Genomic DNA, 21,053 nt, shown 5'->3' with positions numbered 1-21,053 from the left:
GGCTCCTCGGGCACCTGGGACGTCGGGGTGCCCCAGGGAATTCACGCCAGCTTGACGCGCGCCGCCTTCAGCTTGCCGACCTGCACCGTGTACTCGCCAGGCCCCAGCTCCGCCTTGGCGTCCATCACCTTCTCGCCGTTCACCCGCACGCCACCCTGGGAAATCATCTTGCGTCCCTCGGTCGAGGAGGCCACCAGCTTCGCTTCGACCAGGATCTTCGTCACGGGCATCGTCGCCGCGCCGGCCAGGGAGAGCTCCACCTGCGGCAGGTCCTCCGCCGTCAGCTCTTTCTTCGCGAAGCGCTTCTCGAAGTCCTCCTCCGCCTTGCGCCCCGCCTCGGCGCCGTGGAAGCGCGCCGTCATCTCCCGCGCGAAGCCCAGCTTGGCGACCTTCGGATGCACCTCGCCGCTGGCGACCTTGGCCTGCAACTCGCCCAGTTCCTTGAGCGTCAGCGCCGACAGGAGCTGGTAGTAGCGCCACATGAGGTCGTCGGTGATGCTCATCAGCTTGCCGAACATGGTGTCCGCCGGCTCGCTGACGCCCACGTAGTTGTCCAGGCTCTTGGACATCTTGTCGCCGACGATCTTCCCCTCGACGAGCTTCGCGCTGAGGCCCTCCAGGATGGGGCCCGTCATGATGACCTGCGGCGCCAGGTTCTCCTCGCGCATGAGCTGCCGGCCCACCAGGAGGTTGAAGAGCTGGTCCGTCGCGCCCATCTCCACGTCCGACTTCAGCGCCACGGAGTCGAACCCCTGCAAGAGCGGGTAGAGCATCTCGTGGATGGCGATGGAGACGTTCTCCCGGAAGCGCTTCTTGAAGTCGTCCCGCTCCAGCATGCGCTGCAGCGAGTAGCGCGACGCCAGGCGAATCATCCCCTCGGTGCCGAGCTGGTCCAACCACTCGGAGTTGAAGCGCACCGTCGTCTTGGCCTCGTCCAGCACCTTGAAGACCTGCTGCTTGTACGTCTCCGCGTTGGCCTTCACCTCGTCGCGGGTGAGCGCGGGGCGCGTGGCGTTGCGGCCCGTGGGGTCTCCAATCAGCGCGGTGAAGTCACCGATGAGGAACACCACCGTGTGCCCGAAGTCCTGGAAGCGGCGCATGCGCGTGAGCAGCAGCGAGTGCCCCAGGTGCAGGTCCGGCCGGCTCGGGTCGAACCCCGCCTTGATGACCAGGGGCTTGCCCGAGTCATACGCGTACTTGAGCTTCTTCTTCAGGTCCTCGGGCGAGTGGAGATCCACCGTGCCTCGGGTGACTTCTTCGAACTGCTCCTCGGGGGTCGCCTTGCGCAGCGCGTCCGGATTCATGGGCGGCGGACCTTAGCCGAAAGTGGCGCCGCGCGAGCGGCCCTTCCACCGCGACTTTCAGGTGCCCGGAAGGTGGACTCGGACACGCTCGATGCTCTTGCCGCGTCCGGAGGCATCGTCGATGTCCACCACCACACCCTGGAGATAGACGAGCCGCTCGGCCACTTCATAGGGCGCGTTCTTCTGCCCCAGGAATCGCGCCAGGGACTGCTCCTTCTTCATCCCGATGACCGAATCCAGTGGGCCACACATGCCCACGTCGGTGATGAAGGCCGTGCCGCCGGGGAGGATGCGCTCATCCGCCGTCTGCACATGGGTATGCGTCCCCACCACGACGGACACGCGCCCATCCAGGTGCGCCCCCATGGCGTTCTTCTCGCTGGAGGCCTCGCAGTGCATGTCCACGAGGATGCACGGCGTGCGCGCGCGCAGCTCCTCCACCAACCCCTGCACCACCTCGAAGGGGTTGTCGTGCGCGCGCATGAAGACGCGGCCCTCCAGGTTGATGACGCCCAGCGCGCGCCCGTCCTTGAGCGTCACCACGCCGTGCCCTCGTCCTGGAGTGTCCTTGGGGTAGTTCGCCGGCCGCAGCAGCTTGTCCGGATGGGCCGTCACCCAGGGGATGATGGCCTTCTTGGACCAGAAGTGATTGCCGCTGGTCAGCAGGTCAACGCCAGCGGCGAGCAGGGTGTCGGCCGTCTCCGGAGAGATGCCGGCACCCTGATCGCTGTTCTCCGCGTTGGCAATCGTCACGTCCACGCCATGGGTGGCCTTCAGACGTGGCAGGAGCGCTCGGACGGCTTGAAGCCCCGGACGACCCACCACGTCTCCCATGAAGAGGACCTTCACGTATCCAGGAATTCCGGCTCGCGGAACAGGCCGCGGCAGGTCTCGGATTCCGTCACCACGAGGTCCATGTCCACGTCGTCCCCTGTCGTAGGCAGGATTTCGACGAGCTGATCACTGAAGGCCAGTCCCACCCGCCGACTGCGAGCACTGGCCGCGCGCAGGGTGGCGTCGTAGTAGCCGCCTCCGCGTCCCAGTCGCTTGCCGTCCCGCGTGAAGCCCAGACCCGGAACAACGAACAGGTCGATCTGGTCCACCGCGATCAGGTCCGAGGAGTTCGTCGGCTCCCGGACGCCCAGCCGGCCCGGTTCCAACTCCGCCTCCGACTTGATGGCCCGGAACGAGAGAATCCGCCCGTGCACATGGGACAGCGGGTAGCAGACGATCTTCTCGTCCTGCAACGCCGCGATGAGAATGTCCCGTGTCGGCACCTCGCCCCGGATGGGGGCGTACAACGCCACAGTCCTCGCTTTATGATAGTACTGCGTCGCCAGGAATCGAGACTGCACCTTGAGACCCCGCGTATCGATGAGGTCGGGCGTCATCGCCTTTCGGCGCGCCGTCAACTCATCCCGCAGCGTCTGCTTCCTCGCCGCCGCCGCCTCTTCCACCACCGTCTCGCTCACCGCCGCCGCTCCGCAGAAAAAGTCCCCCGCCGCATGGCCGTGTGCCCAGCGTCCATTGAACCCTAAAAGCCAGGTGGGGACCGAAATCATGCCTCCGCAGGCTTCCCTCATCCCTCGTGAGAGGGGAGGGCTTGCACATGGAAGCCGAAACGGACCCCGGAACGGACGTATCGGTTCGAATTTCTGCTGGGCATCACGCGCCCCGCAGGGGACAGCCCTTGAAACAAAGCTACAGTGCCACCAAGGCCTCGAAATAACTGAGAAATCTCGCGACCACCTTTTGAAATGATAAGGATGGGAAGCGGCGGGGTCAAGGCATCCTCGCGCGTTTACAAGCCAGCCACGGCCCCCCTATGATGGGAGCCCCCCACACCCCGCACATGCCGCCCTCGCTTCTAAACAAGGGACTCGTGACGGCTCTTTCCGTCACCTCCGGCCTCGCCTGGGCGGGCCCGAAGCTCGCAGGCCCCTATATGGGGGATACCTACGGGCAGGTGGACCTGCACATGGTGGGCGAGCGCCTGGTCGGCACGTCCGCCGGGTCCGGGGGCGGCTGCAAGTTCCCCGCGGGCACGGAGGTCCTCACCGGTGAGTTCCAGGGCAACGTCCTGGTCGCCACGGTGCAGGTGTGCCTGTCCGGGGTACCCGAGTGCGTGGGTGCCCGGAGCTTCCCGGTGCTGGCCGTCTACAACCCCCAGTCGTCGGTCATCACCGCGCGTTTCCGGCTGCCCGAGGGGTGCCACTCTCCGGGGCTGAAGGACTCGCAGCTGCTGCTGCGTGGGCTGGGCGGCGCGCCGGTGGAAGAGGGCGAGGAGGAGGGCGCCGCTTCTGGAGCGCAGGGGAGCGCGCCGGATGCCGCCACCGACGAGCCCGAGGAGGCCGTCGCCGCGGCGCCGAAGAGCCCCGAGGCGAAGGTCGCCGAGGCCCGCCCCCCCGTGGTGGCGACAAGCCCCGTGAGCATGGGCCTGCAGTTGCTCGCGGTGGGCAAGTGGGAGGTCGCCCGCTCGCGCTTCGAGGCAGCGCTCCTGGAGGATGCTCGCAACCTGGACGCGCTCGTGGGCATGGCCGGCTGCCATCTGGGGACGGGCAACTCCTCCAAGGCGCTGGAGTCGCTGAACCGGATCTCCTCGGTGCCCGCCGGGCGGCCGGATGTCTACGCGTGGCAGGCGTACGCGCACGACATGGCCGGCAACAAGAGCCGGGTTCCGTATCTGCTGCGCCGGGCGCTGGACCTCGGCTGGAAGCCCGAGGAGCCCAAGCCCTGGGAGGCCGCGCTGGTGAGGGCGCTGGCCGGTGACATCGAGCAGGCCAGGCAGGCGAAGAATCGAAAGCGCGCGCCGGGCCGCGAGTCGGCGGGAGCCGGAAGCACCAGCCCGTGAGTCAGACGCCCTCGCCCCCCAGGACCCAGCGGGTCTTCGGCCACTACGAGATTCTCTCCGTGCTGGGCAAGGGCGGCATGGCGGAGGTGTATCGCGCGCGGGTGTTGTCCGGCCCGCGTGAGGGCTGGACGGTGGCCCTCAAGCGGCTCTTGCCGGCGCTGACGGCGGATCCGGAGTCGGTGTCGCTGTTCTCGCGCGAGGCGCAGCTGTCCAAGCAACTGCACCACCCGAACATCGTCACGGTGCTGGATGCCGGCGAACTGGAGGGCATCTACTTCATCGTCATGGAGCTGGTGGATGGCCGGGACCTCGGTCAGATCCTCCGCCGCTGCAAGGTGCGCGGCATCCCCCTGCCGTTGGACTTCGCGGTGTACCTGGGCAAGGTGCTGCTGGAGGCGCTCGCGTACGCGCACGGCGCCACCGGGCCGCAGGGCGAGCCGCTGGGCATCGTCCACTGCGACGTGTCCCCATCCAACCTCTTCATCTCCCGCGTGGGCGAAATCAAGCTGGGCGACTTCGGCGTCTCCCGCGTGCTCGTCGACGGCAAGCTCCAGGAGGGCGAGGTGCTGGGCAAGCCCTACTACCTGTCCCCGGAGTCGCTGCTCGGCGAGGTGAGCCCGGAGGCGGACCTGTGGGCGGCGACGGTGGTGTTGTACGAGCTGCTGACGCTGGAGCGTCCCTTCACCGGCACCACGCCGGACGAGGTGTTCCACGCCATCCGCTCGCGGAGCTACCGGCCGCTGCGGGAGCTGCGCCCGGACGTGCCGGAGGCGCTCGAGGACGTGGTGCGGCGCGCCTTCTCCGAGCGTCCCGAAGACCGCTTCCCCTCGGCCGAGTCCTTCGCCCAGGCGCTCGCCCCGCACTATGACGAGCGGGTGGGCACGCCGCTGGCCATCGCCGCCGTGGTGCGTGGCCTGTTCGGAGCCAGTGACGACGCAGCCGCGAGCACGCCGGCGTCCCCTTCCGGCACGTCGCGCGCGGAGTAGGGGAGCGGGCGCGCGCTCGCGCCGAGGCTCGCGGCCCCAGTCCCCTCTGGCCGAGGGGATGGAGATGCTTCCTTCCGAGCGTGCATGTCCGCACCCCGAGGATCGCCATGGCCACCCAGCCCCAGCCTCCGAAGCCCCAGCCCGAAGAGCCCGCCCCCGAGCGCAAGACGCGCGAGGACCTTCCCCAGCGGCTTCCGCCCAAGCCCGATGAGCCGCGCGAGGACGGGATGCCAGGCTACGGCCAACCGGACGAAGACGTGCGTGAGAAGTCACTCCCCGAGCAGAACTGGTAGGGCGGTGGGGATGAACATGGGGAGCGGGAAGTCATCGGGGTCCCCTGGTGTGACTCGCACGGAGTGCTGTTCGAGTCCGTAGGGTGTGAGCCTGCCGTGCCAGGCCGCGAAGTCACCTTCGGACAGGAGTCCAAAAGCGCTGAAGATGCCGCTCGCTCCCTCGTAGCGGTTGCGGTCCAACCGCAAGCCGGGGCGGGACGTGTCGCGGCCCAGCTTCACGAAGCTGCGCATGTCCCTCAGGGTGTTGTCGAAGACGGTCAGGTCCGAGACGACGAAGGGCTCGTCCGCGGCCAGTCGCAGGCCCGAGTCCGCCGTGCGTTCGATGAGGTTGCCGAGCACACGCACTCCCTGCGCCCTCACGACGCGGATGCCCTGGCCGTTGTGCCGGTTCGCGAAGTTGTAGATGTCCGTCACCCTGTTGCCCTGCACCAGCACGTTGACGGGGTTGTCCACCGGGGACGTCCCGCCAATGGAGATGCCGCGGCCCGCCTGGAAGACGAGGTTGCCGACAATCTGGATGTTCGTCGCGTCCTCGTGGATCAACACCGCCTCGGCGGCGGAGGTCTTCTCCTGCCACGGGTAGCGCTCCAGGTTGGGGAAGCGGAAGAGGACGTTCTCGTAGATGGCGATGTCGTCACACGCCTTGACGTCGATGCCATTCTCGCCGCAGTCGTACATCTGATTGCGCTCGATGAAGAGGGTGGACGGCCTGGCCTCACTGGGCTGGCACTGCACGCCATCGCCCGACGCGTCGTGGATGGTGTTCTCCAGGATGAAGACCTCGCGCGAGGAGCCCTTCACCGCCACCCCATGGGAGTCAAAGCCCGTCCTGGAGAAGTCGTGAATGGCGTTGCCGTCGACGAGCACGCGAGTCGCATCGCTGACGACGACCCCTCCGCCAGCCCGGCCGCCATGGAGCACGGAGTCGGTCAACTGCGAGCAGGTGGTGCTGTCCTCGAAGAGCGCGGCGAACGAGGGGCGCTCGAGCACGTCCACCTCCACGGACTGGACGATCCAATAGGGCTGGCTCAGCACCAGCAGGCTGCCCACGTCGGTCGTTGAAGGGACGATGCGAGGTCGGCGCGACGGCTCCCCCCTCAGGACGATGGGCGACGTGGCCGTTCCGGCGCGCGCCTTCAGTGGATTGATGGCGACCTGCTCGGGATACGTCCCTTCGCGAACCTGGATGACGTCGCCCGGCTGCGCCACCTTCACCGCCGCCATGATGGTGGGGAAGGGATTGTCCGAGGAGCCCAGCGGAGCCTCTGCATCCCGGGGCCCCGTGTTCGCGACGTACAGCGTGGGGCCCTGCGCGTCGGCCGCCGAGGGGCACTGGCTCCGGAACAACTCCTTCGCGTTGAGCGGTGTCATCTGCTCTTCCCACAGCGCCGGGTCGTCGCCAGTGGCGCTCGTGTCACCCCGAAGCGCGGTGACTCGAGTCGCACCCGTCTCCGTTCCAGGGCGCTGTGTGTCACCGGCCCCCAGCTCCGCCGAGCCCGGGCCACATGCGAGCGCGAGCCCGTACACGAGCACCGCGAACCGATTCCTCAGAAACCCCAGCCCCTTCGAACCCTGACCCATGTGCAGCCCCCCTGATTTGTCGGCAGTGGGGATGATGCTTTCCACCGGAGTCGCCTTCATCAAGCGCCCATGCCCCCAAGGGGGACGCGGCATTCACAGGAGGATGCTCGTGGTTCGGCGGGGATGGATATGCGTCAAGTGCGCCTGACGTACGTGGCGGCGTGCAAGGACGAGGGGCCACGCGCGTGCGTCGGGCGCGAAGAGGACCTAGCCCGCGAGGGCGCGAACCAGGGGCACGTGACGACGGAGTGCGTCGACGACGCGGCGCACATCGTCCTCGCGGGTGTCGGGCCCCAGGCTGAAGCGGAGGCTGCCGCGTGCCTGGACCGCTGACAGTCCCATGGCCCGGAGCACGTGCGAGGGCGTCAACGTCCCGGACGCGCAGGCCGCGCCCATCGACACGCAGATGCCATCCAGGTCGAGCGCGATGAGCAGCGCCTCGCCCTCCACGCCGTCGAAGCGCAGGTTGCTCGTGTTGGGCACGCGGGCCACACCCGCGCCGTTCACCGTCACGCCCGCCACCGACTCCAGCACCGCGCGCTCGAAGTCGTCGCGCAGCGAGCCGAGCCGGGCCGCCAGCGTCGCCTGCTCACCCGCCGCGAGCTCCAGCGCGAGCGCCAGGGCCTCCGCATACGGGATGTTCTGCGTCCCTCCGCGGCGGCCCCCTTCCTGGTGTCCGGGGGTGAGGGCGCGCACGTCCACGCCCTTGCGCACCACCAGCACGCCCACGCCCGAGGGCCCGCCGAACTTGTGCGCCGACAGCGACAGCAGATCCGCGTCCACCTCGCGCAGCGACAGCGGGAGCTTGCCCGCCGCCTGCACCGCGTCCGTGTGGAAGAGCACGCCCTGCTTGCGGCACGCGCGCGCGACTTCCGCCACGGGCTGCACCACGCCCGTCTCGTTGTTGGCCCACATCAGCGAGCACAGCGCGGTGTCCGGCGTCAGCGCCGCGAGCAGGTCCTCCTCGCGCACGCGCCCATCCGGGCCTGGGGCGACTCGCACCACCTGCGCGCCTTCCCGTTCGAGCAGCGCCACCGCTCCCAGCAGGGCAGGGTGCTCCACCGCCGACGTCACCAGCCGACGTCGCTCCGGCGAGGGCCGCGCATGCCACGCGCCCACCAGGGCCAGGGCATCCGCCTCGCTGCCCGAGGCCGTGAAGCAGACTTCCTTCGGCTCGCAGCCCAGCACGCGCGCCACCCGGGCTCTCGCGGCGTCCAGCCTGGCGCGAGCCTCGCGGCCGGCGGCGTGCACGCTGGAGGCATTTCCATGGCCGCCGTGAATGAGTGCGTGCGCGAGCCCCGTCGCGACTTCCGGCCGGACAGGCGCGGCGGCGTTGTAGTCCCAGTAGATCACGAGTCCTGCGCGGAGAGCAGCGACACGGGACGCTCGTCCGAGACGCCGAAGGCCTCCAGGAAGCGACTCACCAGCTCACGCTTGAGCGCCTTGCGCTGCGCCGCCTTGCCCGACAGCGGCAGCCGCGCGCCGGCCATGCTGCCGTGGCCGCCGGAGGAGCCGCCGTAGTCCTCGAAGATTTCGCGGATGAGCCGGCCCGCGTTCATCCGCCGGTCCTTCACGCGCAGGCTGAAGTAGAGCTGGTTGCGGTACGTGCCGAAGGCCAGCGACCACTTCGTGCCCTCGAGGAACATCAGCCGCTCGGCGACCTCCGCCACCATGTCCGGGGAGTAGACCTCCTCCAGGTCGGTGACGATGGCGGTGCCGTAGACCTTCGCCCGCTCGAAAGCCGTGTGGTACAGCTGGAAGTAGCGCGCCGGCAGCTCGGGGTGTTCGATCTGCGCGAGCATCGACTTGTCCATGCGCGGGAACAGCCACAGGTAGCTGTCGATGTCCGTCTGCGTCGTCTCGCGGCCCAGGTCCCTCGTGTCCGCCTTGATGCCGTAGAACAGCGCGGTGGCCACTTCGACGGAGGGCTCCACGCGCGCGGCGCGTAGGTACTCCACCAGCATGGTGGACGTCGCGCCGAAGTCCCCGCCCACGTCCGCGAAGGGCGACGCCAGGCTCTCCTCGCGCAGCGGGTGATGGTCCACCACGAGGTGGGCCTCCAGCCGCACGGGCAGCGAGTGGTTGCCCACCTTGGGCTGCGTGTCCACCAACCCGAAGAGGTCGTACTCGTCGAAGTCGATCTGCGACACGTGGGAGATGGGCAGCCGCAGCACCTTCACGAAGGCGATGTTCTCCGCCCGGCCGATGATGCCCCCGTAGCCCACGTGGGCCTCCACGTCCGCTCGGCGCTCCAGCAGGTGGGCGAGCGCCACCGCGGCGGCCAGCGAGTCCGGGTCCGGGTTGTCGTGCGTGAGGATGAGCGCCTTGCGGTGCCCCTTGGCCACCTGGAGCAGCCGGTCCAGCTTGTCCCGGGCCGATAGCAGGGCCAGTCGCGGTGGCGGAGGCTCCGTCAGCTCGCCCCCGATGGCTCCCTGGGCACGGCGGCTGTTGAAGGACTGGGTCACGGGCATGGATGGTCTTCTTTACTTCCTCCGGCCTCGGGTTTCGAGATGCCGGATGTTGTCTCCTCGACATTGAGGGCGCGGTGTCACCCGCACATCAATGGTGCAAACGCCCCCTCCGACGTTCACGGAGGGGCGGAAGGCCGTGTGCCCGGATGCCTTCCTGCCCCCTTGAGGAGGTCCAACTAGTTGTTGATGGCCTTGTACTTGCGCCCGAGGTCCCTGAAGTACTTCACCCCGTTGTCGAGCGAGTTCTCCATGGCGTCCATCAGCACCGTGCGGAACTGCGCCACCGGGCCCCGGAAGCACTCGTAATAGCGCTGCCGGTCAATGGAGTGGATGACGGCGGGCATGTAGCCATTGCGCAGCAGGATGAGGTTGCTGCACATGCGCCCCACCTTCCCGCTGTGCTCGGTGAAGGGGAAGATCTGCAGGAAGCTGTGCTGCACCGTGGCGGCCTGTTTGATGGGATGGAACTCGCGGAACTCGGCGCTGGCCGTGTAGTCCACGAGCTTCTCCAGCGCCGGTTGGATCTTCGCGGGCTGGTGGATGTCGTGGAAGTACGTGCGGTGCAGCGGCATGTCCTTGCGCAGCCCCGAGCGCTCGCGCTCCTTGGCGAGCTCCTTCTCCGTGCGCTCCCGTCGCTCCATGCGCGCGCGCTCGGCCAATGCCTCCGGGGTGTTCCCGAGGAAGAGGTCGTGCATCCGCTTGATGGTGGTGAGGGTGATTTGCGCCTGCTTCTTGGCGCCCGCGGCTTCCTCGCGAATGAAGTCGCAGACGGCCTTGTGATTGCGAATCTCGAGCACCACCGGAATCATGGAGGCCTCGGCGCTCGCGCGACTGGGGAACAGCGCGGCCTTCAGTTCCTGGTGGGTGTAGACCACGCCTTCCAGTGCGGCGTCGTGGTAGATCCACGACATCTCGAACTGTTCGAGGAAGTCACGCGCTGGCTGCTTGTCCTTGTAGATGTCGAGGTACTCGCGCAGCGCCTCGTTCTTCTCGTCGATGTCCTGGTAGCGTTCCTTCACGGACTGCGGCTCCTTCTTGCGTCGTATCCCCGCGGGGCGGAGACCGAAGCGTGCGGCCGAGCGATACAACGGCATGCGGATTCTAGAAATTCCGCACGGTTGTAACAACGAAATCCACTAGAGATTGACGAGGAAGACCTCGCACGCCTGGTCGAGCAGGTCCTTGGACAGGGCCGGCGGTATCTGCCGGTACCGGGCCGCGTCCTTGATGAGCCCCACCAAATCGCGGGGATGGCACGCGCGAAGCTGCATCGTCCTGGGCTTGTAATAGTGCTCGACGAGGTACGTGACGGCCTGGTCCACATAGGGAATTCCCGCCGCCTCGCACACCCGGCGGAAGATCTCCCGATAGGACTCCTCGTCGGGATTGGTGACCTCGATTTTGTACTTGATGCGGCGCAGGAACGCCTCGTCCACCAACTCCTTGGGGTCCAAATTCGTGGAAAAGACGAGAAGCTGATCAAACGGGATTTCGAACTTCTTGCCGGTATGGAGGGTGAGGAAGTCCACCCGCTTTTCCAGGGGAACGATCCACCGGTTGAGAAGGTCTGTGGGGTGGACCTTCTGGCGGCCAAAGTCGTCGATGAGGAGCATGCCGCCGTTGGCCTTCACCTGGAACGGGGCTTCGTAGAAGCGGGTGCTCTCCGAGTAGATGAGGTCCAGGGTCTCCAGCGTGAGTTCGCCACCGACGACGACGGCGGGCCGGCGGCAGAGCATCCACCGGTTGTCCATCTCGAAGCTCTGACGGCGGCCGGACGCATCGCCGCCCATCTCCAGCGAGACGGGCGTGTGGATGAGGTGGTCATGCACCTGGATGATCTGATTGCCGATCTCCAGGCAGTGCGGCACGTAGACCTCGCCGCCGAACATGTGGGAGACGGCCTCCGCGAGGCTCGTCTTGCCGTTGCCCGGGGGGCCGTAGAGGAAGAGCGAACGCCCGGAGTTCACCGCGGGGCCCAGCTTGTCCATCAGCTCGGCGGGGACGGTGAGGTGGCTGAGCGCCATCACCAGCTCCTCCTGGCTGACGACGGGCGTCTCCTCCGTCTGGCTGGTGATGAGCGCGTTGTACTGCTCAATGGGTACGGGGGCGGGGCCCACGTACGTCGTGCGGGTGAGCGCGTCGCGAGCGTACTCGCGGCCCTTCTCCGTGAGGATGAACTCCACGGACGCGCGGCCGAAGCCCTTGCCGCCGCGCAGGTCCACCAGCTTCTCCGTGGCGAGGAAGTCCACCACGTGCTCGATGACGCCCGACCACGGCAGGCGCATCTCGGCCGCGATGACCATGCCGGTGCCGGTGCCGGTGTAATAGAGGAACTTCAGCGCGATGTCCGCGAGCAGTCCCATCTTGAGCCCCGTCTCCTCCACCGACTTCGGCTCCGCGGGAGCGATGTCGAGGATGGAAGGGTTCTCGAGCTTGAACGGATTGTCGTCGTAGGCGTGTCCGGCGGGTGCCATCGGGCCCCTTTCTAGCCCAAACCCGCGTTGGGAGGGCAGAAGGGATGATTCCCGGGGTCTGGGGGCAGGGAGGCAGGCTCCCTACCCCGGACGGCGCCGGAGGCCTGGCGCCGGGGGTCAGACGTAGGTGAGCCACTCGGCGTAGCGCGGCTCCATGCCCCGGACCGTGCGGAAGTACATGTCCTGCACGAAGGTACCGATGGGGCCGGGCTTGCCGGTGCCGACGGTGCGGTCGTCCACCTCGCGCACGGGGGTGATTTCCGCGGCGGTGCCGGTGAAGAAGATCTCGTTGCAGATGTAGAGCGCGTCGCGGGTGAAGGTCACCTCATCCACGGTGCGACCGCTGTCGCGGAGAATCTTGAGGACGGTGTCGCGGGTGATGCCGTCGAGGATGGGCGAGGACAAGGGTGGGGTCTTGATGACGCCCTTCTTGTTCACCATGAAGATGTTCTCCCCGGACGCCTCGGCCACGAAGCCGCTGATGTCCAGGAGGATGGCCTCGTCGTAGCCCGCCAGCACCACCTCGCGCTTGGCGAGGATGGAGTTGACGTACTGGCCGGAAATCTTGCCGCGCACCATGTTCACGTTGACGTGCAGGCGCGTGAAGGAGCTGACCTTGGCGCGGATGCCCTCGCGGATGCCCTTGTCGCCCAGGTACGCGCCCCAATCCCACGCCGTCACGGCCACGCGGGTGGGGTTCACCGCGCCCAGGCCCATGGCGCCATCGCCCATGAAGGCCACCGGCCGCAGGTACGCGCCGTTGGCGAACAGGTCCTTCTGCTTGCGCAGCAGGTCCAGGCACGCCTCGACGAGCTCGTCCTCGGTGTACGGCATCTTCAACATGCAGATGTGCGCCGAGTCGAGCAGCCGCTGGATGTGCTCGCGCAGGCGGAACACCGCCAGCCGGCCATCATGCGTCTTGTACGCGCGGATACCCTCGAAGACGCCGAGCCCGTAGTGCAGCGCATGCGTCATCACATGCACGTGGCCCTCGTCCCATTTCACCAATTTGCCGTCGAGCCATATCTGGTCGGCACGCAAAACACTGGTCGAGGTCGAGCTCATGCGGGGGTTCCTTCGGCCTGTAAGAAGTGGGACTGCCCGGCCCTTCTAGCCACTGGACCCTATGAGGTCAAAGCGTGAAAGCCGTTTCAGGGAAATCAGAGCACGTGTGGCAGTGGGGCCAGCATGCGTCGCAAGAAGGGCAGGTCCTCGGCGAGCGCCTTTCGGCCGTAGTGGAGCGCCTTGGACGCGAGTTCCACGGAGGGCACGACATCCAGCGGTGACAGCGTGCGGGAGAAGCGCTTGATGTGATGGGCGTAGGGCAGGTTGGGGGCCACCGTCATCGCGGCCAGGCGCTGAAGGGGGAGCCAGAAGGGCGTGGCGAGTCGGGGTGCGAAGCCGTCCAGCGCGAGGATGAGGGTGTTGCGCGTGCCGATGCGTCCTCGCGCGACGGCCTTCCACGCGGCCTTCGCGGGGAGGTTGTCGACGAGGCCCCCGTCGATGAGCCTGGCCACGCCGTGGTGCGCGAGCAGGTCATCGAGCAGCGAGTGCATGCGAGGGTCCTCGCGCAGCACGTCGTAGTGGATGACGCCGGGCAGCGCGGAGGAGAAGCCCGCGGCGTCGAGCGCGTCGAATTCACCGGTGGAGTCGTCCGAGCCCAGGTGCAGGCGCACGGTGATTTCGGGGCGGGTGAACAGCTCCGCCATGGCGCCCATGGCGGCCTGGATGCGGCGCGCCACGCCCGCGGGGTTGAGCAGGCCCAGGGGACTGGTGCCCATCAGGCGCTCGTAATACTCGAGCGGGCGGGGGAGCATGCCTCGGCGGATGCCGCCCACGGAGATGAGCGTGGGCACCGGCAGGTCCTTGAGGCGCAGGCCGCTGCCCTCGGGGCCCGCGCCAAAGAAACGTCCCAGGCCCGCGCGCAGGAACAGGCGCAGCGCCGCGGGCAGGCCGTAGCGGCTCTCCGTGGAGATGAAGCGGAAGAGCTTCCGGAAGGACAGCCCCCGGACAATGTTGATCATCTCCGTGGGGTCGAAGCGCGCCATGCGCGAGCGCATGATGGCGAGGATGGCGCCCATGGATGCGCCCGCGAGCAGCTTCGGCTCCAGGCCGTGCTCGGCCAGCAGGCTCATCACTCCCAGGTACACGAAAGCGGTGCCGCCTCCGCCTCCCGTCACCATCACCAGTTCCTTGTGACGCAGCTCGCGGTCCAACGCCTCCGGAGGGACCCGCCCTCGCAGCCGGGCCACCACGCCGTCACGCGCCTTCGCGGCGTGCTCACGCAAGTCCCTCACGTGGGGCACCAGCCTGTCTCGCGTCGGAGGCCGGAGCCCACCGAGCACGGGCGTGAGCCGGCGCTCCACTTCCTCGCGGAACGGCGTGAGCAGGGCGCCCACGCCCACGTCCAGCCCCCCGTGTTGGACCTTGTAGAGCCGCGCGAGCGACAGCGCGGTGCGCAGCACGGCCTCCTCGCGCTCGTCGAGCAGGCCAGGCGTCGCCAGGGACGCGCGCACGAGGGAGAGCTCCAGCTCCTCGAGCGGCCGGGTGATCTGGAAGCGTTCCTTCAGGAGCACAAGTGAGCCAGGGCCTCGGTGGGCGCGAGCCCCGAGCATACACCGTCTGTCGGACACCCTCCCGCCGCCCCCGGGAGGGCGGGCGTCATGAAGGGCTTCACGCCTGGGCGATCTGCGGCAGGTTGGCGCGGGCCTTCTCGATGTCGCCCTCGTACTTGAGGACGAGATTGAGCGTGGAGGCCACGACGTCCGAGGTGAGCTGCTCCGCGTTGAGCAGCACCAGGCTCTGCGCCCAGTCCAGCGTCTCGCTGATGGAGGGCGCCTTCTTCAAGTCCAGGGCGCGGATGGCGGCGACGGCTTCCACCACCTGTTCGGCCAGCATCTGCGGCACGTGGGGCAGCCGCGAGCGGACGATGCGCAGCTCCCGCTCCCGGTCCGGGAAGTCGATGTGCAGGTGCAGGCACCGGCGCTTGAGCGCGTCGGACAGCTCGCGCGCGTTGTTGGACGTCAGCAGCACGCGGGGGATGTGCTTGGCGTGGAAGGTGCCCAGCTCGGGGATGGTGACGGCGTTGTCGGAGAGGACCTCCAGCAGGAAGGCCTCGAACTCCGGGTCCGCCTTGTCGATTTCATCCACCAGCAGCAGGGCGGGGCGCTCGGAGAGCTGGGCGCGGAGGATGGGGCGCGGCAGGAGGAAGCGCTCGGAGAAGAAGACGGCGTCGCTCGAGGCCAGCCGGTCCGCCGCCTCCGACAGCGTGGAGGTGCCCTGCACCATCTCCCCAATCTTGTCTTTGAGGAGCTGGGTGTAGAGCAACTGCTTGGCGTACTCCCACTCATAGAGGGCCTTGGCCTCGTCCAGCCCCTCGTAGCACTGGAGGCGGATGAGCTCGCGGCCCAGCGCCGTGGCCATGGCCCGCGCCAGCTCCGTCTTGCCCACACCCGCGGGGCCTTCGACGAGGATGGGCTTGTCCATCCGGTCCGCCAGGAAGGCCGCCGTGGCGATCTCCGGGGAGGGCAGGTATCCCACCTGCTCCAGGTGTTTCTCCGCGTCCGCCACGCTGGTGAAGGTGCGGATCTCTGCCGTCGAAGGGGGGCTCACCCGGTGGAACTTAACCGACGCCCCCCAGGCGACTGCGGCAAAAATGCCAGGGTCCGTGGCCTCCATCCCCACCCTTCCTGCCCTGCTGCCCTCCAACCCTGCGGAAAAACGTGGGGAAATTATTTGCGCACCGTGGGCACACGTCGTGCATCTCTATGGCGCAACTCACGAAGGAAAGCAGCGAGGTCCGTGGTCATGGTGTGGGCGTGGATGAGGATGGTGATGGCGCTGGCAATCATCCTGTTGCCGGGTGGTTTCCCCCTGCTGCTGTCGTACATCGCCGTGCGGACGCTGGTGAGCCGCTGGCGTGAGGCGCAGATGCAGGCGCACAGCGTCGGGCGTGAGGCTTCCCTCCGCGACGTCCTCGCCAGCCTGCACTTCAAGGAACTGGTGCGCGACGCGCGCGCCGCCCTCTGAGTTTTCCGCCTCGGTAGGGCATGGATGTCGCGGCCCGAAGGCTCGCGACACCGCCTGAGGCTCCCCGGCCCCCGTGCCGGTTTCCCGGCGGGTGCCGGAACTCCAGACAGCTCGAGGTAGGGATTTCCGGCGAGGGCCGCCACCGTGGCGGCGGCCCCCGGGCCGCGAGCTACTTGTCGAGCTCGTCCACCAGCGCCGTCCAGTCGTCATCCTCTTTCACTCCACCGACGGGGAGCTGCACGAGCATGGTGCGGTCGGTGGGCTCCGACTCCTCGCCACCCAGTGGAGTGGCCGCGGAGGCGGGGGCAGGGGCGGCCTTCTTCGCGGCGGCGGGCTTCGCGGCGGCCTTGGCGGCCTTCGCGGGAGCAGCCGCGGCGGGAGCGGCCGCGGCGGGGATGATCTGATTGAGCTGCGTGCGCAGGGCGAGCTGTTCGTCGTCGTCCGAGGGAGCCGCGGCCTTTGCGGCCTTGCCCGCGACCGGGGCAGGGGTGGCGGGTGACTTGCTCTTGAAGCGGGCCAGTTCCAGCTCCGCGACCTTGAGCGCCTTGCTCTTCTCCTGCACGGACTGCTGCAGGCGCGTCACCTCTTGCGTCTTGATGGCTTCGCGACGCTCCAGCTCGGCCTTCTGCTTGGCGCCCAGCTCCTCGATTTCGCGCAGCTGCCGCGCCTCCAGGTCCTTGCGCTCCTTCTGGGCGGTGGCCAGTCGGGCGGCGGCCTCGTTGGCCTTGCCCTCGGCGGCGGACACCTTCGCGACCAGGTCCTTCTCCGCGCGGGCCTTGGCGCCCTGGGCGTTCTCCAGCGCCAGCTCCAGGTCCTGCACCTTCTTGGTGCGGGTGGCGAGCTGACCCTGCATGTCCTTGGCCTTCGCGTCGGCGTCGGCGGCCTTCGCCTGGGCCTCCTGCGTGAGCTGCGCGACGCGCTGCTCGGCCTTGGCCAGTTTCGCCGCCAGCTCGTCGGAGGCTCGCTTGGCCTCGGCGCGCTCCTGCTGCGCCTGCTGGGCCTGCTGCTGGAGCCGGGCCTCGGACTGCTGGAGCTGACCGGTGACGCCGTCGCGCTCCTGCACCAGCTTCTGGTGCTGGGCACCCGCCGCGCGCAGCTGCTCCTCGCGCTCGCCGAGCGTCTTCTTCGCCAGCTCGAACTGGTTGTTGAGCCCGGCCATCTGCTGGCCGAGTCCGTCCGCGTGGCGCTTGGCGTCGGCGGCCTGCGTCTGGAGCTTGGTCTCCAGCGCCTTGAGCTGCTCGGTGCGGGTGGCGACCTCGCGGTTGAGCACCTCGGCCTGACGCATCTTCTCCTGCGTCACCTGGGTGAGCTTGCGCAGCGTGTCCGAGAGCTCCTTGCCCTTGGTGGCCAGGTCGTTCTGGAGCAGCTCCTCGCGGCGCTGGGACTCCTCGGTGAGCGCGTCCAGCCGCTCCTTGAGGTTGGCCCGCGTGTCCTCGACCTGCGCGAGGTGGGACGACAGCTGGGTGACTTCCGCCACCCGTGCGCCCAGCTCGTGCTTGGTGATGGTGAGCTGTTCGCCCAGCTCCTCCACCTGGTTGCGCGCGTCGTTGAGCTCCGCCTCCAGCGCGGACTGGGCGCTGGCCGCCTGCTGACGACTGGTCGTGTGCGCCTGCTGCTCACGAGACAGCGCATCGCTCGTGGCGGCGAGCTGTCCCTGCACCTGCTCGAGCGACTGGCTGGTGGCCTCCAGCTCCGAGCGCAGTCCGTCGCGCTCGCTGGTGAGGTCCTCGATGTTCGCGCTCGTCTCGGCGGCGAGCTTCTCGTGCGCGGCCCGCTCCGCCTCGTAGTTGCCCAGCGTCTCCGCGAGCTCTCCGCGCAGATGGCCAATCTGGCCGGTGAGCAGCTGCTCCAGCGCGTCCTTGGCCTCGCCCAGGGCCTGCAGCTCGGCGATGCGCTGATCCCGCTCGCCGGTGGTCCTCGCCAGCGCGGCTTGTGTCGTCTGCAGCGCCCCGTGGGTCTCGTCCAGCTCGACCTTGAGGGCGTCGCGGTGCGCGGTGGTGGTGCCCAGCTCGTCGCGCGTCTCCTCCAGCGTGTTCTGCGTCTGGGTGAGCGCCTGGGTGGTGGCCTCCAGCTCGCCGCGAGTCTCCGCCAGCGAGCCTTCCGTCTGGGCCAGCGTGCCTTGCGTGTCCGCGAGCTGTTGCTCGGTGCGAGCCAGCGTGTCCTGGGTCTGCGCGAGCGTCTGGCTGGTGGCCTCCAGCTCGCCGCGCGTGGTGGACAGCGCCTCTTCCGTCTGGGCCAGCCGCGTCTGCGTCTCGCTCAGCGTCTGGCTGGTGGCCTCCAGCTCGCCGCGAGTCTCGGAGAGCGTCTGCTCCGTGCTCGCCAGGGTGTTCTGCGTGTCCGCGAGCTGCTGCTCGGTGCGAGCCAGCGTGTCCTGCGTCTGCGAGAGCGTCTGGCTGGTGGCCTCCAGGTCTCCCGTCAGCTCGGAGATGCGCTGATCCCTCGCCGCGACGTCACCCTGGAGCCCCTCGATGGTGGACTCGCGCTGGGCGACGGTGTCCTCCAGCGATGCGACGCGCGCCTGGAGCTGCTCGCCAAGGCGCTGCGATTCCTCGAGCTGCGAGGTGAGGGCCTGGATCTGCCCGGTGAGGTCGGCTTCCTGCTCGGCCTTCGCCGCGCGCACGTCCTCGAGCTGCCGGGTGAGGTCTTCCTCCAGCGCGTCCTTGGCGATCTGCAGCGCCTCGAGACGGCCGGTGAGGTCCTCTTCCAGCGCGTTCTTCGCGTCGGTGAGTGCCTGGAGTTCGCCAGACAGCTCGGCTTCGCGGTCGGCCAGGTGCGCCTTGACGGCCTCGACCTCGCCCTCCAGCTCGCCGATGCGCTCCAGCTGCTGCTGGATGCTGGAGTTGAGGTCCGCCTCGGTGCGCTCGTTGTGAGCGATGGTCTCCGCCAGCTCGCGGTCCAGGGAGGAGATCTTCGCGTCGCGATCCTCGACGCGCTGATTGAGCTCCGTCTCCTGGGCGTCCTTGTCCATCCGGAGCTGCTCGCGCTCGCTCGTGGTGCGCGCGAGATCGGACTCCAGATCCTCCACCTGCTGGCTGAGCCGCGCCTCGAGCGCGTCGCGCTCCGCGTTCAGCCGGATGATCTCCGCGTCGCCCCGGGCGCCGTGCTCCTCGGCGGAGGCGGCTCGGGTCTCCAGTCCGCGGACGGTGGTGTCGCGCTCCTGCTCCGTCTGCTGCAGCCGCTCCTGGAGGGCCTGAATCTCCCCGTCCAGCTCGGCGTAGCGTTGATCCCGCTCGCTGACGGTGCGGCCCAACTCCGACTCGAAGTCGTCACCGCGCTTGCCCAGCTGGGCGATCTCCGCCTCGTTCGCGCGGACGGTGTCATGGAGCTTCTGCTCCTTGACCTCGAACTCCAGCGTGACGACGTTGTGGAGCTTCTCCAGCTTGTCGTACTCGGCTCGGAGGTGCTCCAGGTCGGTGCCACGCCGCGCGACTTCGTCCTCGCGGTTGTGGACCTCTTTGCGCAGCAGGTTGATGTCCTTCTCCTTGGATGCGACGACCTCGATGAGGTCCTTCTCCGAGGAGAACTTCTGGAGCAGCAGATCATCGACGGTGGCGCCGTGCTCGCGTTCCTTCTGGAGCATGGCCTGCTGCGCCTCGTTGAAGCGGCGCAACAGGTCGTCGACCTGCATCTTGAGGCCCTGCAGCTCCACGTCCTTCTCGTGGAGCCGGTCCTCGCCGGACAGGAGCTCGCGCTCGCGCACGCTCCAGATCTCGGAGAGGCGGGCGAGCTGGGCCTCGCGCGTCTTCAGCTCGTCGCGGAGGATCTGGATCTTCCCCTCCGGCGTGCCCATCAGCTCGCGGCGCGGAGGCGGGCGCTTGAGCTGGCGCGACTCGGCCAGCAGCTCCGCCTTGCGGTCGGCGATGGATTGGAACGCGCGGTCGAGGAACGCTCGGTCCTCTTCCGTCATCGCGCTGCGGCGCTCGCGCTTGGGAAGCTTGGGCGGACCGCCCGGACTGGTGCGGATGGCCGGCATCGGAGGCGGGGCCTCGCGAGGGCCGTTACCTGAGAGCGCCGCGTCAAGGGACGCGTCGGACTCATCCGTGCCCGGGGGGACGATGCCCGTGCTCAGCGACGCCAGCTCCCCCATTTCAAAGGGGATGACGAGGTAGCCGTCCGCGGCGCCCGGCGTCTGCCGGTGCTGCGTGAGACCTTCAACTCCCGTGTCGGAGGACAGGAGCAGAACCTTGAGATTCTGGCCCCACTTGCCCTTCTTGATCTGCCCGCACAGCGTGAACCCGGATTGATCCGGCAGCTCGGCTCGGAGGACGACGAGATCCGGCCGGCGCTTCTCCAGCTCGCGCTGCGCATCCGTGGCAGTCGCCGCCATGGCGGTCTGGTAACCCGCGCTCTTGAGCACGGTCGCCATGCTGAGGGCGAAGTCGTTTTGGCTTTCAACGATGAGGACGCGGCGCTCCATGAAGCCCTTTCACCCGTAAAAAGTGCAGTGAAAACCGCAACATCCTACTGGGCGGGCGCGAACCTTGGAAAGTTTCCGGAGGGTGCTCGGTTGGCTGCTTCACGAGCCCTTGCCGCGAACGACGCCTTGTGCACGGGGCGTGGGGGGCAATCGGGACGGATCCGTATCGTCATCCCGCCCCGGGAAGGTGGTGGGGGGCGTGTGACGGGCGAACCGAGTGCCTTCGGGTGGACAGTACCCGTGGGCGAGCTGGGCGAACCAGGGATTCAGCGTCGAGGAGAGGGGCTCGGGCGCAGGGCCGTCGTCGTCCGGGTCCGGCTCTGGGAGGGCCTCCTCGGCTTCGGCCTCCTGGAGTTCGTCCTCGTCTTCGATCAGCTGCGCGGCGCTGCTGACGGAGACCTCGGCCTCCTCCACCTCGTCGCTGCTGATTTCGTCCGGTTCATCGAGACGTGGGCGGGAGTGGGATGGAGTAGGCCCCGCGTCGTCACCGTCCTCGATGGCCTGGGCTTCGTCCTCGGAGATCTCCTCGGGCTCGTCCTCGGGTTCGGCGGCCGAGGTGGCGGTCTTCAGGGTGGGGCGAGCGGCGGCTCCGTCGATGGGTTCCAGCCGGGGCGGTCCGTCCACGGACATCAGCCGGGGAGGGCGCT

General features: G+C 68.3%; 16 protein-coding genes, 1 other RNA gene and 1 pseudogene. 4 read left to right on the top strand and 14 right to left on the bottom strand.

The window, feature by feature from the left end:
- Window positions 1-41 precede the first annotated feature (41 nt).
- From tyrS to ssrS, 4 genes are all read right to left on the bottom strand, one after another.
- Window positions 42-1,304: a tyrosine--tRNA ligase gene (tyrS, locus tag FJV41_RS35510; protein WP_141647042.1), complete on the bottom strand. Its 1,263-nt coding sequence runs from the start codon at window positions 1,302-1,304 to the stop codon at window positions 42-44.
- A gap of 57 nt (window positions 1,305-1,361) precedes the next feature.
- Window positions 1,362-2,153, bottom strand: a complete 792-nt coding sequence (locus FJV41_RS35505; RefSeq protein WP_141647041.1) for a TIGR00282 family metallophosphoesterase — start codon at window positions 2,151-2,153, stop codon at window positions 1,362-1,364.
- On the bottom strand, window positions 2,150-2,776 hold the full coding sequence (locus tag FJV41_RS35500; protein WP_141647040.1) for a 5-formyltetrahydrofolate cyclo-ligase: 627 nt from the start codon (window positions 2,774-2,776) through the stop codon (window positions 2,150-2,152). Before FJV41_RS35500 ends, FJV41_RS35505 begins: the two co-directional genes overlap by 4 nt.
- Window positions 2,777-2,795: 19 nt before the next feature.
- Window positions 2,796-2,990: non-coding RNA, 6S RNA (ssrS, locus tag FJV41_RS35495), on the bottom strand.
- A 196-nt stretch (window positions 2,991-3,186) separates the two neighbouring features.
- Here ssrS and FJV41_RS35490 point away from each other — a divergent pair.
- The 3 genes from FJV41_RS35490 to FJV41_RS35480 all read left to right on the top strand — a co-directional run bounded on the left by FJV41_RS35490 (window position 3,187) and on the right by FJV41_RS35480 (window position 5,434).
- Entirely contained in the window at window positions 3,187-4,155 is a 969-nt protein-coding gene (locus FJV41_RS35490) for a tetratricopeptide repeat protein (RefSeq protein ID WP_174487114.1), read from the top strand.
- A complete protein-coding gene (locus tag FJV41_RS35485) occupies window positions 4,152-5,141 on the top strand; it encodes a serine/threonine-protein kinase (RefSeq protein WP_141647038.1) in 990 nt (329 codons plus the stop codon). Before FJV41_RS35490 ends, FJV41_RS35485 begins: the two co-directional genes overlap by 4 nt.
- Before the next feature lie 107 nt (window positions 5,142-5,248).
- Window positions 5,249-5,434, top strand: a complete 186-nt coding sequence (locus FJV41_RS35480) for a hypothetical protein (RefSeq protein ID WP_141647037.1) — start codon at window positions 5,249-5,251, stop codon at window positions 5,432-5,434.
- On the opposite strand, the gene FJV41_RS35475 is transcribed toward FJV41_RS35480, so the two are convergent.
- The 8 genes from FJV41_RS35475 to FJV41_RS35440 form a co-directional block, all read right to left on the bottom strand.
- Complete coding sequence (locus FJV41_RS35475; protein ID WP_141647036.1) at window positions 5,411-7,015, bottom strand: right-handed parallel beta-helix repeat-containing protein; 1,605 nt, start codon at window positions 7,013-7,015, stop codon at window positions 5,411-5,413. The genes FJV41_RS35480 and FJV41_RS35475 overlap by 24 nt on opposite strands.
- A gap of 207 nt (window positions 7,016-7,222) precedes the next feature.
- A complete protein-coding gene (locus FJV41_RS35470) occupies window positions 7,223-8,368 on the bottom strand; it encodes a cysteine desulfurase family protein (protein WP_141647035.1) in 1,146 nt (381 codons plus the stop codon).
- Entirely contained in the window at window positions 8,365-9,486 is a 1,122-nt protein-coding gene (locus tag FJV41_RS35465) for a DHH family phosphoesterase (RefSeq protein WP_141647034.1), read from the bottom strand. The genes FJV41_RS35470 and FJV41_RS35465 overlap by 4 nt, the downstream gene beginning before the upstream one ends.
- 176 nt (window positions 9,487-9,662) lie before the next feature.
- A complete protein-coding gene (locus tag FJV41_RS35460; RefSeq protein WP_141647033.1) occupies window positions 9,663-10,505 on the bottom strand; it encodes a Fic family protein in 843 nt (280 codons plus the stop codon).
- A gap of 117 nt (window positions 10,506-10,622) precedes the next feature.
- On the bottom strand, window positions 10,623-11,960 hold the full coding sequence (locus FJV41_RS35455) for a DUF8689 domain-containing protein (protein WP_141647032.1): 1,338 nt from the start codon (window positions 11,958-11,960) through the stop codon (window positions 10,623-10,625).
- A 117-nt stretch (window positions 11,961-12,077) separates the two neighbouring features.
- Window positions 12,078-13,025 (bottom strand): branched-chain amino acid transaminase, encoded by a 948-nt coding sequence (locus FJV41_RS35450; RefSeq protein WP_141647031.1) that lies wholly within the window; start codon window positions 13,023-13,025, stop codon window positions 12,078-12,080.
- Between the two features lie 95 nt (window positions 13,026-13,120).
- The gene (locus FJV41_RS35445) at window positions 13,121-14,536 is read right to left on the bottom strand and encodes a patatin-like phospholipase family protein (RefSeq protein WP_246137620.1); all 1,416 of its coding nucleotides are present in this window, start codon (window positions 14,534-14,536) and stop codon (window positions 13,121-13,123) included.
- 97 nt (window positions 14,537-14,633) lie between these two features.
- Entirely contained in the window at window positions 14,634-15,572 is a 939-nt protein-coding gene (locus FJV41_RS35440; RefSeq protein ID WP_141647029.1) for an AAA family ATPase, read from the bottom strand.
- A gap of 222 nt (window positions 15,573-15,794) precedes the next feature.
- Between FJV41_RS35440 and FJV41_RS35435 the strand changes: the two genes are divergently transcribed.
- On the top strand, window positions 15,795-15,989 hold the full coding sequence (locus FJV41_RS35435) for a hypothetical protein (RefSeq protein ID WP_246137619.1): 195 nt from the start codon (window positions 15,795-15,797) through the stop codon (window positions 15,987-15,989).
- 169 nt (window positions 15,990-16,158) lie between these two features.
- Here the strand turns inward: FJV41_RS35435 and FJV41_RS35430 are convergent, their stop codons facing one another.
- Entirely contained in the window at window positions 16,159-20,406 is a 4,248-nt protein-coding gene (locus FJV41_RS35430; protein WP_141647028.1) for a response regulator, read from the bottom strand.
- A 99-nt stretch (window positions 20,407-20,505) separates the two neighbouring features.
- Window positions 20,506-21,053 (bottom strand): annotated as a pseudogene (locus tag FJV41_RS52600) (glycosyltransferase family 4 protein); the annotation flags it as partial.

Source organism: Myxococcus llanfairpwllgwyngyllgogerychwyrndrobwllllantysiliogogogochensis (genome assembly GCF_006636215.1).
Classification (GTDB): domain Bacteria; phylum Myxococcota; class Myxococcia; order Myxococcales; family Myxococcaceae; genus Myxococcus; species Myxococcus llanfairpwllgwyngyllgogerychwyrndrobwllllantysiliogogogochensis.
The sequence above is the reverse complement of the archived record's forward strand: the minus strand, read 5'-3'. Positions and strand labels throughout refer to the sequence as shown.

Excerpts from the sequence above, each read along its gene's own strand:
- FJV41_RS35465 (WP_141647034.1), bottom strand. The coding sequence starts at position 9,486 with ATGCCCGTGACCCAGTCCTTCAACAGCCGCCGTGCCCAGGGAGCCATC.
- FJV41_RS35480 (WP_141647037.1), top strand. The coding sequence starts at position 5,249 with ATGGCCACCCAGCCCCAGCCTCCGAAGCCCCAGCCCGAAGAGCCCGCC.
- FJV41_RS35475 (WP_141647036.1), bottom strand. The coding sequence starts at position 7,015 with ATGGGTCAGGGTTCGAAGGGGCTGGGGTTTCTGAGGAATCGGTTCGCG.
- FJV41_RS35430 (WP_141647028.1), bottom strand. The coding sequence starts at position 20,406 with ATGGAGCGCCGCGTCCTCATCGTTGAAAGCCAAAACGACTTCGCCCTC.
- tyrS (WP_141647042.1), bottom strand. The coding sequence starts at position 1,304 with ATGAATCCGGACGCGCTGCGCAAGGCGACCCCCGAGGAGCAGTTCGAA.
- FJV41_RS35435 (WP_246137619.1), top strand. The coding sequence starts at position 15,795 with ATGGCGCTGGCAATCATCCTGTTGCCGGGTGGTTTCCCCCTGCTGCTG.
- FJV41_RS35455 (WP_141647032.1), bottom strand. The coding sequence starts at position 11,960 with ATGGCACCCGCCGGACACGCCTACGACGACAATCCGTTCAAGCTCGAG.
- FJV41_RS35450 (WP_141647031.1), bottom strand. The coding sequence starts at position 13,025 with ATGAGCTCGACCTCGACCAGTGTTTTGCGTGCCGACCAGATATGGCTC.